This is a genomic window from Bacillus sp. LUNF1 (assembly GCF_011008975.1).
In the GTDB taxonomy this organism is placed as follows: Bacteria; Bacillota; Bacilli; order Bacillales; family Bacillaceae; genus Bacillus; species Bacillus velezensis.
The window spans coordinates 754246-768640 of the sequence record NZ_CP048876.1 but is presented as its reverse complement, the minus strand read 5'-3'; the positions used below and the strand labels follow the sequence as shown (position 1 = coordinate 768640).

The 14395-nt window shown below is 46.3% G+C and carries 17 protein-coding genes; 10 read left to right on the top strand and 7 right to left on the bottom strand.

Going from position 1 to position 14395, the window contains the following annotated elements; genetic code table 11:
- The first annotated feature begins 84 nt into the window (after positions 1 to 84).
- On the top strand, positions 85 to 1224 hold the full coding sequence (locus tag G4O42_RS03920) for a YibE/F family protein (protein WP_032872307.1): 1140 nt from the start codon (positions 85 to 87) through the stop codon (positions 1222 to 1224).
- Positions 1221 to 1982, top strand: coding sequence for a YibE/F family protein (locus G4O42_RS03915; RefSeq protein ID WP_007408500.1), 762 nt, complete (start codon positions 1221 to 1223; stop codon positions 1980 to 1982). The genes G4O42_RS03920 and G4O42_RS03915 overlap by 4 nt, the downstream gene beginning before the upstream one ends.
- 35 nt (positions 1983 to 2017) lie before the next feature.
- Here G4O42_RS03915 and G4O42_RS03910 read toward each other — a convergent pair whose 3' ends face one another.
- The 4 genes from G4O42_RS03910 to treP all read right to left on the bottom strand — a co-directional run bounded on the left by G4O42_RS03910 (position 2018) and on the right by treP (position 6731).
- Positions 2018 to 2683, bottom strand: a complete 666-nt coding sequence (locus G4O42_RS03910; protein ID WP_029974056.1) for an NAD(P)H-dependent oxidoreductase — start codon at positions 2681 to 2683, stop codon at positions 2018 to 2020.
- 133 nt (positions 2684 to 2816) lie between these two features.
- The gene (gene treR / locus G4O42_RS03905) at positions 2817 to 3533 is read right to left on the bottom strand and encodes a trehalose operon repressor (protein WP_032872305.1); all 717 of its coding nucleotides are present in this window, start codon (positions 3531 to 3533) and stop codon (positions 2817 to 2819) included.
- Positions 3534 to 3554: 21 nt separating this feature from the next.
- Complete coding sequence (treC, locus tag G4O42_RS03900) at positions 3555 to 5240, bottom strand: alpha,alpha-phosphotrehalase (protein WP_032872303.1); 1686 nt, start codon at positions 5238 to 5240, stop codon at positions 3555 to 3557.
- Positions 5241 to 5315: 75 nt separating this feature from the next.
- Positions 5316 to 6731: a PTS system trehalose-specific EIIBC component gene (treP, locus tag G4O42_RS03895; RefSeq protein WP_032872301.1), complete on the bottom strand. Its 1416-nt coding sequence runs from the start codon at positions 6729 to 6731 to the stop codon at positions 5316 to 5318.
- A gap of 270 nt (positions 6732 to 7001) precedes the next feature.
- Here treP and G4O42_RS03890 point away from each other — a divergent pair, with 270 nt between their 5' ends.
- From G4O42_RS03890 to G4O42_RS03880, 3 genes are read left to right on the top strand one after another with little or no spacing between them, the layout of a single operon-like run.
- Positions 7002 to 7262 carry a spore germination protein gene (locus tag G4O42_RS03890; protein ID WP_032872298.1) on the top strand — a complete coding sequence of 87 codons (261 nt, stop codon included), beginning with the start codon at positions 7002 to 7004 and terminating at the stop codon, positions 7260 to 7262.
- 14 nt (positions 7263 to 7276) lie between these two features.
- Positions 7277 to 7519, top strand: coding sequence for a spore germination protein (locus tag G4O42_RS03885; protein ID WP_013351373.1), 243 nt, complete (start codon positions 7277 to 7279; stop codon positions 7517 to 7519).
- Between the two features lie 15 nt (positions 7520 to 7534).
- Entirely contained in the window at positions 7535 to 7966 is a 432-nt protein-coding gene (locus G4O42_RS03880; protein ID WP_032872295.1) for an Hsp20/alpha crystallin family protein, read from the top strand.
- 9 nt (positions 7967 to 7975) lie between these two features.
- Here G4O42_RS03880 and G4O42_RS03875 read toward each other — a convergent pair whose 3' ends face one another.
- The gene (locus G4O42_RS03875) at positions 7976 to 8353 is read right to left on the bottom strand and encodes a DnaJ family domain-containing protein (protein ID WP_007610033.1); all 378 of its coding nucleotides are present in this window, start codon (positions 8351 to 8353) and stop codon (positions 7976 to 7978) included.
- Positions 8354 to 8599: 246 nt separating this feature from the next.
- On the opposite strand from G4O42_RS03875, the gene ltaS reads away from it, so the two are divergent.
- Positions 8600 to 10537 (top strand): lipoteichoic acid synthase, encoded by a 1938-nt coding sequence (gene ltaS / locus G4O42_RS03870; RefSeq protein ID WP_032872293.1) that lies wholly within the window; start codon positions 8600 to 8602, stop codon positions 10535 to 10537.
- Between the two features lie 40 nt (positions 10538 to 10577).
- Here the strand turns inward: ltaS and G4O42_RS03865 are convergent, their stop codons facing one another.
- Both G4O42_RS03865 and nagE read right to left on the bottom strand, forming a co-directional pair.
- Entirely contained in the window at positions 10578 to 11021 is a 444-nt protein-coding gene (locus G4O42_RS03865) for a YfmQ family protein (protein WP_032870670.1), read from the bottom strand.
- A 127-nt stretch (positions 11022 to 11148) separates the two neighbouring features.
- On the bottom strand, positions 11149 to 12531 hold the full coding sequence (nagE, locus tag G4O42_RS03860; RefSeq protein WP_032872290.1) for an N-acetylglucosamine-specific PTS transporter subunit IIBC: 1383 nt from the start codon (positions 12529 to 12531) through the stop codon (positions 11149 to 11151).
- Positions 12532 to 12695: 164 nt separating this feature from the next.
- Here nagE and map point away from each other — a divergent pair, with 164 nt between their 5' ends.
- The 4 genes from map (at position 12696) to G4O42_RS03840 (ending at position 14364) form a co-directional block, all read left to right on the top strand.
- Positions 12696 to 13445, top strand: coding sequence for a type I methionyl aminopeptidase (gene map, locus G4O42_RS03855; RefSeq protein ID WP_014417181.1), 750 nt, complete (start codon positions 12696 to 12698; stop codon positions 13443 to 13445).
- Positions 13446 to 13501: 56 nt separating this feature from the next.
- Positions 13502 to 13813, top strand: a complete 312-nt coding sequence (locus G4O42_RS03850) for a DUF3243 domain-containing protein (RefSeq protein ID WP_003155607.1) — start codon at positions 13502 to 13504, stop codon at positions 13811 to 13813.
- Between the two features lie 82 nt (positions 13814 to 13895).
- Positions 13896 to 14051 carry a hypothetical protein gene (locus tag G4O42_RS03845; protein WP_007610027.1) on the top strand — a complete coding sequence of 52 codons (156 nt, stop codon included), beginning with the start codon at positions 13896 to 13898 and terminating at the stop codon, positions 14049 to 14051.
- 178 nt (positions 14052 to 14229) lie between these two features.
- The gene (locus tag G4O42_RS03840; RefSeq protein WP_003155609.1) at positions 14230 to 14364 is read left to right on the top strand and encodes a YflJ family protein; all 135 of its coding nucleotides are present in this window, start codon (positions 14230 to 14232) and stop codon (positions 14362 to 14364) included.
- The last annotated feature ends 31 nt before the right edge of the window (positions 14365 to 14395 follow it).

The following is a 14395-nucleotide window of genomic DNA, read 5'->3' as shown; positions in this document are numbered from 1 at the left end:
TCGCGAAAGACTGCATCCGCATCGTTTAACACTTCACGGCAGGGCCTCTCTTTCACACGGCGCCGCCTGTTTGGAGGACTTTTTTTGAAGATAACAGGAAACAAACGAAACCGCATGTCTTACAAGAAAAAGCTGTTTTACGTGATAACAGCGCTCTGTTTTATCAGCTCGCTCATTTTCGTCACTCACAACGCTTCTTTTTATGAGCGGCCGATTGCCAAAGTGACGAAAACAACATTGGAACATCAGTCTGACGTACAGGACATGCATAAAAACAAAGATAAGATTTTCAGTCAGACGATCACTGCCCGACTTGAAAACGGCAGTCAGAAAGGACAGCTCATTCATTTGTCCAATCAGTATTCATCATCCGGAGCGAATGATCAGAAATATTCGATTGGCGATGAAGTATTCGTTTCTATTGATAAAGGGAAACCATCAAACAAGGATATATCGGGAAGCATTATAGATAAAAAACGGGATAAACAGCTTTTGCTGATCGCTTGGGTTTTCATCTTCACCTTGCTTATCGTCGGAAAAAAACAAGGCTTCTTTTCGATCGTCAGCCTGATGTTTAATGCCGTTTTACTGTCGTTTGCATTAGATTTGTACAGGAAGCATCCTAATATAGGGTTAATTTTCATCTGCGGTATCTGTATTCTCATCTTTACTGTTATCTCATTGCTGCTTGTCAGCGGTTTTCACGCGAAAACATACGCCGCCATTGCCGCGACGCTCGCAGGCACTTTCGTTTCCCTGCTGATTACGTATCTGGTGATGCTGGCAACCGGAGAGAAAGGTCTCAGATATGAGGAAATGCAGTATTTAACCCGCCCTTATCACACGGTGTTCATGGCCGGGGTATTTATCGGATCACTGGGAGCGGTCATGGATGTAGCCATTACCATGACATCATCTGTCTTCGGATTATATGAAGAAAACAAGGGTATCTCATTACAAGCTCTCAGACGTTCCGGGATGGAGATCGGAAAAGACATCATGGGGGCGATGACCAATATTCTGTTTTTTGCTTATATAAGCGGCTCTATTCCGATGATGCTTTTGTATTTGAAAAATGATTCCCCGATAGGATTCACTCTTTCTATGAACATTTCCTTGGAAATAGCCAGAGCATTGGCCGGAGGGATCGGAATCGTATTAGCCATACCCGCCAGTCTGTATGCTTCTATCTTTTTTATTAAACGAAAGAAGGCAAGCTCATGAATGTCATCGTAATTCTCGCGGCGATTTTATTTCTATTAATGGTCATCATCGGCGGAAAAAAAGGAGCGAGGTCTTTTATTGCGTTATTCTTAAATTTCGGAGTTCTCTTTCTCACCATCATTTTCATGACAGACCCGCATATCAATCCGATTGTTTTAACATTGCTCTCTTCCGCCGTGATCTGCAGCATTACTCTTTTTTATATTAATGGAGGAAACGTCAAAACCGTAACCGCCTTTATTTCTGCAATGCTGACGATTGTACTGCTGCTGTTTTTTATTATGTCCGTAACAAAACATACTTCGATTCAGGGATTCGGTGAAGAAGAATTGGGTGATATCGGCATATTCACACTGTTTGTCGGGGTGGATTTTGTGAAGGTTACCGCAGCCATGATCATCATGGGCACGATTGGGGCGATTACCGATGTCGCGATTTCCATTACTTCACCCATGCGGGAAATTTACAGTCATAATCCGTCCATGAGCAGAAAAGATCTGTACACATTCGGATTAAGCATCGGGAGAGATATTTTAGGAACGAATACGAATACGTTATTCTTTGCTTTTTTCGGCAGCTATTTGGCTTTAATTATCTGGTTTAAAGACTTATCATACTCAGCTGAAAAAATAGTGAACTCAAAAGTATTCAGTGCGGAAGCCGTCACCATTCTTTGCGCCGGAATCGGGATCGGCATCATCATTCCCGTTACGTCCTGGATCACCGCCTGTTTTTTAGCAAAACCAAATAAACGTTAAAAGCTGCCGGGACACGCCCGGCAGCTTTTTTTATCTTATACCCACTTTACAACGTCTTTTGAGGCAGATCTTGTTTTCGGGCGCGGGTCTCTGACACGGTAGCCGAATGCGGCCATAACAGAGATGTCGAAACTTCCGTTTTCCAGAAGTCCTTCTTCTTCAAGAATCCGGTGAATTTCTTTGTAGTTGAAGCCTTCTACAGGGCAGGAGTCGATTCCGATCTGCGCAGCGGCTGTCATCATATTGCCGAGGGCGATGTAAGTCTGTTTGGATGCCCAGTCAAACAGCGCGCGATCTGATTCAAGCAGATTGAAATCATTTTTCTGGAAGTCTTCCGTTTTGCTGATATAGCCTTCATACATATCTTCCGGCATTTTTTTGACTTCCCGCAAGTGATTTTTGACATAGTCGGCGTCAAAACGGATATCCTTTGCCGTCCGGGCAAGCAGAAGTACGAAATGGCTTGCGGTCGGCAGCTGCTTTTGCGCGCCCCATGTGAACTCGCGGAGTTTTTCACGAAGCTCCGGATTTTGAACGACGACAAATTTCCAAGGCTCCAAACCGAGCGAGCTTGGCGATAATCTTCCCGTTTCTAAAATGAATTCAAAATCGCTTTCTGAAATTTTTTTCTCAGGATCAAATTCCTTTGTGGCGTGTCTGAATTGATACGCTTCGATGATCTGCTGTTTTTTATCTGACATTGGTGATCTCTCCTTTTCAATCGTTATGTACTATTGTAGCCATTATTTTTGAAAGTACCAGTACGCACATTTTTGTTGGATAGTATTCATTTTGATACTGACAAAAAAAATGGGCTGCCGCGGCAGTCCGTTTTTATTTTTCTCTTCTCGCAAAGTCGACGAAACGGAATTTATCGAGCCTGTGCCGGCTTTCCGTGTACTGAAAGAGGCTGGTATCCTCCAAAAAGACGCTGTTTTTCACGACCGCCATATGGCTGAATCCGCCAAGATCCAAATACTTCCGGTCCTCTTCCCCCGCCGGCTCCACGACAATTTCCTTTTGCGCGTAGCTGATGGACAAGCCGAGCTCTCCTTCGAGATACTCATAGATCGAATCTTCACAAATCGCCTTTGTCAATAGAGGCACGTGTTTTTTCACAAAGTAATCCTTGTCCAAAATAATATGTTCTCCGTCAATCCGTCTTGATCTGACGACTTCCCACACCTTTTCATCCGCTTCTGTACCAAGCTCTTTTGCGGCTTCTGAGGGAGGCAGGATCAGCCCGAGACGGTGAACCGTCGTTCTCGTCTCTTTTCCGAGCGTTTCCGAAAGCTCTTTGAAGCTGATCAGGCCTGAGACGGGAAAACGCATTTTTTCTCTGTCTAATATGACGGAGCCTTTGCCTTTGATTTTCTGGATGTAGCCGTTTTGCGCCAGCATATTGAGCGCTTTGCGGACGGTTTCTCGTGATGTGCCGTATTGATCGCACAAATCATTTTCAGACGGAAGAACGTCTTCAGCCTTCCGCTGGCCGCTTTCGATCTGCCGCACCATATCTTTATAGATTGTGATGTATTTATTCACTTTCATTTGACCACCCAGATTAGTGTATCACGCTTTTGTCAGATGATAAACGATCGATTCATACGGACGGAGCGTCAATCGTTCCGGCCGCCCTTCCCTCGGTTCATCATTCGTCAGCAGCACCGTAAACCGCCAGCCGTCCGTGTCTTTAAGCGGAACCGTAAAGTCCGCTTCTTTCCCGTAGAAATTGTTGATGCACAGCAGTTTTTCATCCTTGCCGTGTCTGACGTACGCCAGAACTGCCGGATCGTCTTCAGCAAGCAGCTCAAACGTTCCTTCAGTCACGATGTCATATTCCTTTCTGAGCTTGATGAGCTTCTGATAATGGTAGAAAATTGAATCCGGGTCCCGCAAAGCCGCTTCCGCGTTAATGTCCCGATAATCATCCGCCGCCGGAATCCAAGGCGTGCCCGTCGTGAAACCGCCGTGCGGCCCGCTGTTCCACTGAATGGGGGTTCTTGCATTGTCTCTTGATTTCTCTTTTAAAATGGCGATAATGTCTTTTTCGGGCACGCCTTCTTCCTTCATCTTTTTGTAAATGTTCAGTGATTCGACATCGCGGTATGAGCCGATGTCATCGAACTTCGGATTGCCCATGCCGATCTCCTCACCTTGATAAATGTAAGGCGTGCCCTGCATCATATGAATGGCCGCCGCCAGCATTTTGGCTGATTTCGTCCGGTATACGCCGTCGTCTCCGTATCTGGATACGGCCCGCGGCTGGTCATGGTTGCACCAGAATAATGCGTTCCAGCCTCCGCCTTTTTGCATCTCCGTCTGCCAAAACGCTAAAATCCGTTTCAGCTTCAGAAAATCAAACGGAGCGAGCGCCCATTTTTCACCATTCGGATAATCCACTTTTAAATGATGAAAGTTAAAGGTCATATCGAGTTCTTTATTCTCAGGGTTTGTGTACCGGATGCAGTGGTCAGCCGTTGTCGAGGACATTTCCCCGACCGTCATACTGTCATATTTCGAAAACACTTCCCGGTTCATCTCATGAAGAAATTCGTGCGCGCGCGGCCCGTCCGTATAATAAGGGCGCCCGTCACGCCCATCCTCGGCATCAGGAAACGATTGGTCTTTAGAAATGAGGTTGATCACATCCAGCCGGAAGCCGTCGATCCCTTTCCGGAACCAAAAATGCATCATGTCGTAGACCTTTTTTCTCATCTCTTCATTTTCCCAGTTCAAATCGGCCTGCGACACATCAAATAAATGCAGATAGTGCTGGCCTGACGCCGGGTCGAGCTCCCAAGCGGAACCGCCGAATTTTGATTCCCAGTTGTTCGGCGCCCGGCCGTCTTCCTTTCCGTCTTTCCAAATGTAAAAATCCCGATACGGACTGTCGGGTGACGAGACCGCTTCTTTGAACCACCGATGCTCGACTGATGTATGGTTTACGACAAGATCCATGACGACCTTGATTCCTCTTTTGTGCGCTTCAGCGAGAAGGCGTTCAAAATCCTCCATCGTTCCGTATTCTTCATAAATGGTGCAGTAATCGCGAATGTCATAACCGTTGTCATTCTGCGGCGAATCGTAAATCGGCGTAAGCCAAATGACATCAATCAAAAGCTTCTGCAAATAATCAAGCTTCTCGATAATGCCGTTCAGATCACCGATCCCGTTTCCCGTCGTATCATTAAAGCTCTTCGGATAAATTTGATATACCACTGCCTTTTTCCACCATGGTGTGCTGTCTTTTTTCATTTTTCTTCACCGCCTGTATTGTTTTGAATTGAAAGGGAAAAGGGACAGCCTGATAGAAGGCGCCCCGCAGGTTTTCTATTTTTGCCGTTTCAGCCGCGCATACCCGTATGTTCCCGCAAACGGGAGAATCAGCACGATCAGCATTCCGATCGCAAACGGACCCCAGTACCGACTCATAATGGAGAAGATCCCCGGCACGCCGCCAACTCCGACTGAGCTTGCGAGAACGCCTTTGACGGAGATGAACATCCCCGCGATTCCCGAACTGATCATGGCGATCACAAACGGAAATTTGTAACGCAGATTCACGCCGAAAATCGCCGGTTCGGTAATGCCCAAATATGCGGAAATGCCGGCCGTCAGTGAAAGCCCCCGCTGTTTTTTATCTTTTGTGATCAGCATCATGGCCAAAGCCGCCGATCCTTGAGCGATATTTGACAATGCGAGCATCGGCCATAAAAATGTGCCGCCGAGCTTTGATCCGATTAATTGAAGATCGACCGCGAGAAACGTATGGTGCATCCCCGTGATCACAAGCGCCGAATACAGCCCTCCGTACAGCAGGCCTCCGATGGCGGAGAATTGGCCGAAAACGGCAATCAATCCCGCCGTCAGCGCGTTACCGATCGCAAAGGTAATCGGACCGATGATGACAAAGGATAGAAAACCGATGACCAAAAGCGTCACCGGCGCGACGACCAACAGCTGAATACCCTCCGGCGTCCGTTTCGTCAAAAAGAGCTCAAGCCTGGCAAGTAAATAAGACGCCAGCAGAATCGGGAGCACCTGACCTTGATACCCGACTTTCTGCACCTCAAGGCCGAACAGGTTCCACACCGGAATATCGCCGCTCTGCTCGGCAGCCCCGTAGCCCCATGCGTTTAACAGATCAGGATGCACCAGCATCAGCCCGAGCACGATGCCCAAAAGCGGGCTTCCTCCGAACCGCTTCACTGCCGACCAGCCGATTAAAGCCGGCAGAAAAGCGAAAGCCGTCCCCGCGATCAGATTAATCATATTGGCGAGATCCGCCCATTGCGGATACACTTGGACAATCGATTTGGCGCTGTAGAAAATGCCTTCCGCCGTTAAGATATTGTTCAGACCCATTAAAAGTCCAGCCGTGACGATCGCCGGCAAGATCGGAATAAAGATGTCTGCAAGCGTTTTCACAGCACGCTGTAAAGGATTCATGTTTTGCGCTGCCGCTTTCTTCACGTCATCCTTGGACGCTTCACCCATCCCCGTTTCCTTCACTAATTCCGCATATACTTTGTTGACCGTCCCCTGCCCGATCACGACTTGAAACTGCCCGTTTACCGCAAAAGATCCTTTGACAATGTCTATTGCATCAAGCATTTTTTGGTTTACTTTGGTTTCATCTATTAATGCAAACCGCAAACGCGTCACACAATGAGTCGCCGCCTCAATATTTTCGATTCCGCCGACAGCTTCAGCGATCTGCCGCGCAGCCCGGTTAAACTCACCCATGCCAACCCCTCCGTAACCGTTTTCATTTTGTCTCGCAAACTTGTATATACATGTTTATGACTCTATTGTAATGATGTATATACATGTCGTCAATCTATTTTTATAGCGCTTTCATCACAAATATACTGCGAAAGACCCTGAAACAAAAAAAGCCCCGCCGGAACCGGGCCTTGACTTCTTGTTTTATCGGGAACATGTCCGGGCGGAATTCACAACAGGAGCACAAAAAGCATACAGTACTGTACAACTAAGTTAAAGAGGTGTGAAGAGATGCCATCCACTGTTATCAACCTGTACTATTTGAAGATTAACAGTATTTCTGGCAACGGATCTATTACGATTGGGGAAGCGGCATACAACAGTCCCACCACAAATAACAAATCACAAGGACTGAACTCTTCATTCGGCGATACGTCACCTATAGAATCGATGATGGAGAACTTGTTAAATGATCCTGATGTCAACGACCAGACAGAAATCGGAAACGCAGATACCGCAAATGTTATGCCGATACCGCCCACTATAGATTAAAGGGGTTTTTATGAATGCCTTACCAAATTAACGTCGTCAATATAAAAGTAAACGGAGCAACGCAAAACGGAAACGTCGATATCGGTCAGACCGTACAAAACAGCCACACCGCCAACAGCAAACTTGTCGGCGCGAACTTTTCTTTAGGGGATTTTTCGCCGGCCGCCGGATGTTTGAATTCGGGCCATCTTGACCCTGACGTGAGCGACCAGGATCAGATCGCCAACCCGTCAATGCCGATCGCAAATCAAATATAGGGAGGTTCTGCCGAAGTGGATATCGAAAAAATGAGAAAGTGGCTTGAGATTACGAACGAGCACAAGCCCAGCGACTTTTGGACCAATGTCCTGAAACGGAAATCTCCCGAAGATTTTTTCTCCTTACAAAAAAACACCCTGACTTATGATATTTATCAGGATGAACAGCACACATTTGTCATTGTGGAAATGCCCGGCGTTTACGAAGAAGAATTGACATTGGGGCTGCTGTCAAGAACACGGCTGCATATAAGAGGAAACATCACACCCCTTTTTCCAAAGAACATGGGCGTCTGCCAAAACCGGTATTACGGGGAAATCGATGAGACGATTGAGCTTCCTGAACCGGCTGAGCCCCGCCTGTTACAGGCGCAGTGCGTAAACGGCCTGCTCCACATTTCCTACCCGCGCCTTATGGAGCACATTCCTTTTCAGAAAAAAATCTAAAGAGCCGGCTTACGGGCGGCCCAGCCGTCTGTACACTTTCTCCTTATAATGAGAAGATGCGGGTTTTGAGAACATGGCTTTCTCCTCCGTCAGTTTGTCGAGTCTGACTTGTTTTTCCGTCCGTTTGTTCCGCAGGTGATCCCGCTCCTGTTCATTGCGGCACTTGGCGATCAAATAATCGAGCGTCATCAGCTCTTTCTTCAGCGCGCCTTCATCCTCGGCGATCCCGGCGTTTTTTAATATGCGGTAGCCCATTCTGAGCGATTCTGGAAGATGTGCGGCATCGTCTTTCGGCAGGGGCTTTCCCATTCCTTTGATGCCGGCGAACTCTCCATCCTTAATGGCGCGCTTGATTTTATCTTCAGCCACGATATGGGCAATATCCATTACTGTTCACCTCTTTTTTCAATAGAAACCGGGTGTGATCATACGGAAACATAGGTCCCAGTTTGTTCCATTTATATGTTTTAAAGCTGTCATTCAACAGATCAACCGCCGTTGCGACAGCGTTTTTCGCCCTTTTTCCGATGAGCCTTTTCCACCTTTTCTATTTGCTGGTTTCATGGTATATTGATTACGTTCGTTTTTTCTATCGTTCCGTGTAAACCGTGATCGGAAAAAAGGAGTGTAACAATGAAAACATTTATAAAAGAAAGAGGACTTGCCTTCTTCTTGATAGCGGTCGTGTTATTGTGGGTGAAAACATATGTCGCTTATATTTTAAACTTTAACCTCGGCATAGACAACACGATCCAGAAAATATTGCTTTTTGTGAATCCGCTGAGCTCCAGCTTGTTCTTTCTTGGACTTGGGCTTCTTTTCAAGAAAAAATTACAGCAGACAGCCATTATTGTGATTCATTTTTTATTGTCTTTTTTGCTTTTTGCAAACATCGTCTATTATAGATTCTTTAATGATTTCATTACCATCCCGGTCATGATGCAGGCAAAGACAAACGGCGGCCAGCTCGGAGACAGCGCGTTCTCGTTAATGAGATGGACAGACGCCTTCTACTTCCTGGATACCGTCATTTTGATTATTTTGGCCCTTAAGATGAAAAAACCGGCTGAAAAACCGGCGAAGAAATCATTCAGAATCGTTTTGGCTTCCGCCGTGCTTATGTTCCTGATCAACCTCGCCGTCGCGGAATCCGACCGTCCTGAGCTTTTGACACGCTCATTTGACCGAAACTATCTGGTGAAATACTTGGGCACGTACAACTTTACGATTTACGATGCCGTGCAGAATGTGAAATCAAACAGCCAGCGCGCGCTTGCCGATTCAAGCGATGTAACGGATGTGGAAAACTATATGAAGGCCAACTATGACGTGCCGAACAACGTCTACTTCGGAAAAGCCGAAGGAAAAAACGTCATCTACGTCTCATTAGAGTCTCTGCAATCCTTTATCATTGACTATAAAATTAACGGCAAGGAAGTGACGCCGTTTTTAAACAAACTGGCGCACGATAATCAAACATTCTACTTTGATAACTTTTTCCACCAAACGGGACAAGGTAAAACATCTGATGCGGAATTTATGATGGAGAACTCTCTGTACCCGCTGTCGCAAGGTTCGGTTTTCGTCAATAAAGCGCAAAACACGCTGCAGTCCGTTCCTGCGATCCTAAAAGGCAAAAAGTACACGTCTGCCGCTTTCCACGGAAATACGCAGACTTTCTGGAACCGTAACGAAATGTACAAAGCGGAAGGCATCGATAAGTTTTTTGATTCCGCTTATTATGACATGAGCGAAGAAAACACGAAAAACTACGGCATGAAAGACAAACCGTATTTCAAAGAATCCATGCCGCTCTTAAAGAGCCTGCCGCAGCCGTTCTATACGAAGTTCATTACGCTGTCAAACCACTTCCCGTTCGGGATGGATAAAGAAGACACGGACTTCCCGGCGGGAGACTTTGGCGATTCAGTCGTCAATAATTACTTCCAGTCCGCGAACTATCTGGATGAATCAATCGAACAGTTCTTTCATGACCTGAAAAAAGACGGCCTGTACGATAAGTCGATTATCGTGATGTACGGAGACCACTACGGCATCTCCGAAAACCATAATAAAGCGATGGCGAAAGTGCTCGGCAAAGATGAGATCAATGAATACGACAATGCCCAGCTTCAGCGGGTGCCGCTCTTTATCCACGCTCCCGGCGTGAAAGGCGGCCGCAATCATAAATTTGCCGGTGAAGTCGATGTCGCGCCGACCGTTCTTCATCTGCTCGGCGTCGATACGAAAGATTATCTCATGTCAGGTTCAGATATCTTATCGAAAGAGCACAGAGAAGTCATTCCGTTCCGTAACGGAGACTTCATCTCGCCGAACTATACGAAAGTGTCCGGCAAGTATTACGATACGAAAACCGGAAGACTTTTAGATGATTCAGAAGTCGACAAAAAAGAAGACTCTCTCGTCAAGACTGAGCTTGAAATGTCTGATAAGATCATCAACGGCGATCTGCTTCGTTTCTATCAGCCGAAAGGCTTTAAGAAAGTGGACCCTTCACAATTCGATTATACGAAGCGTGAAGATTCCTCAGCAGATGATCAAAAAGAATAAACAAAAGCCAGATCATATCAATGATCTGGCTTTTTTATGTTCAGCTCCCGGCGGCGGCCATAGAGCGCTTTTGCAGGCTGTCGGAAAGAACTGAATAAGCGACGACTTTCTTTTTCTGCTGTTTGACGACATCTACATGGTCTTCGTAGCTGTATACAAACACCGTCATATCTTTTTTTCCTTTTCTCGTCTTAATGACAAGCGGATCGGCTCCGTTTTGCGGATGAAGATAACGCTCTTCATCCCCTGGGTATATATAATGCCGTTCGATAAACACGGCTTCGTTAAAATCATCAATCACCCGGCGTTTGTCTTCGCCTTCCAGACGTTTTCCGCCGAGGGAAACGGCAGCGGACGCGTCACTGAGCTTCGAATGGGTTTCAAACTTGCGGAGAATCCATTCCACCGCTCCGGTAGGAAGGCATGTCAGCACAATCTTAATCAGGCTTATGACAACAATTGAAACAACTGCAATCCATGTCACCTTACATCATCTCCATACTTGTTCTACATGAATCTTAACATAGAAGAAAACGTTGTTTTTTGTACATTATGTGAAACTTGATATATGTTCAAAAAAAAATCCGGATCACCTAGGTGATCCGGATTTTTCAAGTCTGCTTCTGGTCGTCACGGCGGACGGCTTCCCTCAGCTCTTCCGCGACAAATTCGACGTTCGGCCCGATAATGACCTGCGCAGTTTTATTCCCCGTTTTGATAACCCCTTTTGCTCCCGCTTTTTTAAGCGCCGCCTCATTAATGAGAGACGTATCCTGCATGGTCAGCCTGAGGCGGGTCGCACAGTGATCAATCGTTTCGAGGTTTTGCCTGCCGCCGAGCCCCTTGAGCATGGCATGTTCTTCGACGGAACCGGCCGTATCTTCACTAAGCACTTCTTCCTCTTCCTCATCATCTTCCCGTCCCGGCGTTTTCAAGTTTAACGTTTTGATGAGCATATAGAAGACGACAAAATAGATCACCGCATAACAAAGCCCGACAACGAGCAGCAAAAGCGGTTTTTCGGCAATGCCGTAGCTGAGGAGATAATCGATCGCCCCCGCCGAGAATGAAAAACCTGACCTGATTCCGAGAACATTCACGATAAATAAAGAGAACCCGGTTAATATAGCATGAACCCCGTACAAAAGCGGTGATAAAAACATAAATGCAAATTCAATCGGCTCTGTAATTCCGGTAATAAATGCCGTCAGCGCGAGACCGATCATCATTCCGGCCGTCGCTTTGCGCTTACTTGGCTTAGCCGCGGCAATCATTGCCAGACATGCGGCCGGAAGCCCGAACATCATAATCGGGAAAAATCCCGTCATATAAGTTCCCGCCGTCGGATCCTTCGCAAAGAAGCGGGCCAGATCTCCCGTTTTTCCGTGAAAATCGCCAAATTGGAACCAAAAAATATTATTCAGCACATGATGAAGACCGAACGGAATCAAAAGCCGGTTAAAAATCCCGTAAATCCCCGCGCCGATTCCGCCAAGCCCGATCATCCATTCCCCGAAAGACGTAATCACCGACTGAATCGGCGGCCACACAAATCCGAAGATCCCCGCCAAAATAATGGTAATCAGCGCCGTTACAATCGGAACGAGCCTGCGCCCGCTGAAAAACCCGAGATATTCGGGCAGCTTCGTATCCTTAAAGCGATTATACGTGTATCCCGCAATTAACCCCGCGATAATCCCTCCGAAAACGGCCATATTATTTGTCGAATTGATTGATTTTACAGCCGCGTCCAGCATGATATAAGAAATTGCTCCCGACAGAGCGGCGGCCCCGTTGCTGTCTTTGGAAATCCCGATCGCGATTCCGATCGCGAAAATCAGCGGCAGATGATCAAATACCGCGGTCCCCGCCGCGTAAATGAACGGAATATTTAATAAGTCCTCTCTGCCGATGGCCAAAATAATACCAACGGCGGGCAGAACGGCAATCGGAAGCATAAATGATTTTCCTAGTTTTTGCAAAAATTGAAGCATTTTACCCATCCCCCTTCTTTTTTCTTAAATATACCACATAAGTTATCTAGTGATCTATACCAATTTTCCTTCATTTATTCACATAAGGCTTGTTGGTTTTCTATTTATAAACCAGTTGTGGTAAGCTTGAATCAGATGATTAAAAATAGAAAGCGGGAATGACAATGATTGTAACGAACGATCAAGAATTAGAAGGCCTTAAAAAAATCGGCAGAATTGTCGCGCTGGCGCGTGAAGAAATGAAGAAAAAAGCCGAGCCCGGCATGAGCACGAAAGATCTTGACCTGATCGGAAAGGCGGTGCTTGACGAGCACGGAGCCGCTTCCGCTCCGGAGAAGGAATACGATTTCCCGGGCGTGACATGTATCAGCGTAAATGACGAAGTCGCTCACGGCATTCCGAGCGCCTCTAAAATCTTAAAAGCCGGAGATCTTGTCAATATCGATATTTCGGCGGAGTTCGGCGGTTTTTATTCCGATACGGGAATTTCATTTGTACTCGGAGAAGGCGATGAACGTCTGCAAAAGCTTTGTAACTGCGCAGCATCCGCATTTCAGAAAGGATTGGATCAGGCAAAAGCCGGCAAACGCCAAAACCAGATCGGCAGAGCCGTCTACCATGAAGCCCGCTCCAACGGATTTACCGTCATTAAAACGCTGACGGGCCACGGAATCGGCAGAAACCTCCATGAAGCGCCGAACCACATCATGAATTACTACGATCCGTTTGATAACGCGCTTCTTAAAAACGGAACCGTGATCGCGCTTGAGCCGTTTATTTCCACGAAAGCGGAAACGATTGTTGAAACGGGAGACGGCTGGACGTATAAAACGCCGGATAAAAGCCTTGTCGCCCAAGTGGAACACACCATCGTGATCACAAAAGACAAACCGATTATTTTAACTGCATTGTAATGTTTCATCTCCCTTCCAAACAGGTATACAACAACTAACCCGAAGGAGGGAGACGCATGAAAAAAGATAAAGAAAAAATCAAAATCGAAAACGAAATACACGCCATGCACGGCGTAACGAAACAGCAGATTTTAGAGGATTTCGAGGAATTTAAGGCGTACCTTCATCAGAAAATTTCCGCCGGAAAAAAACTGGGTCTGGATGACAGCAAAATCATCAAAAGCGCCGCCATCCTCGGGGACTATCTCGCCAAACACGAGGAGCCCCGCAATGCGGAAGAAAAACTCTTACAAGAACTGTGGGACATTGCGGATGACAATGAAAAACAGCATTTGGCCCAGCTTCTCGTCAAACTTGCCGGACACTGATACAGTGCCCGGCTTTTTTATGCTCCGTTATAAGAGTTGTGCTACACTGGACATATGTCTGTGAAAGGAGCCATTTTTCAACATGTGGTTTATTATCTTCGGGTTTATTTTCTTTATTGAAAGCATCATTCTCACCGTTTACGGAGTGAAGAAAAAGAAGGGGATGCTGGTTTATTTCGGCGTCGTTTTCGGAATCATGACACTCGGAACGGTGCTGTTAAAATTAACCGGCCATTAAGCATGAAAAGACCGCCCTTTACATATATATGTAAGAAAGCTTTACATCTCTGAATCGAAAGTCTCAGTTTTTGCGTTATCCCTTTTCATCGTCTTTTTATAGATGTTACAATGCCAAAAGTTTGGCAAAAACTGAAGAAACCTCCCCAGCGGGAGAGCGGAGAAAGGAGTTTTCTGACATGCATTATGGCAGTAAAGGCTGGTATGTAGAAGAGTTAAAGAAAAAAGGAATTACCCACTATGAAGGAAGAAAGCTTCAAAGCTTCAAAAAGTACTTCCTTGCCAATCTGCTGGAAACAAAAAAACAAGCATAACGTAAATCAGCCGTGCTGGCAGTGCAGCACG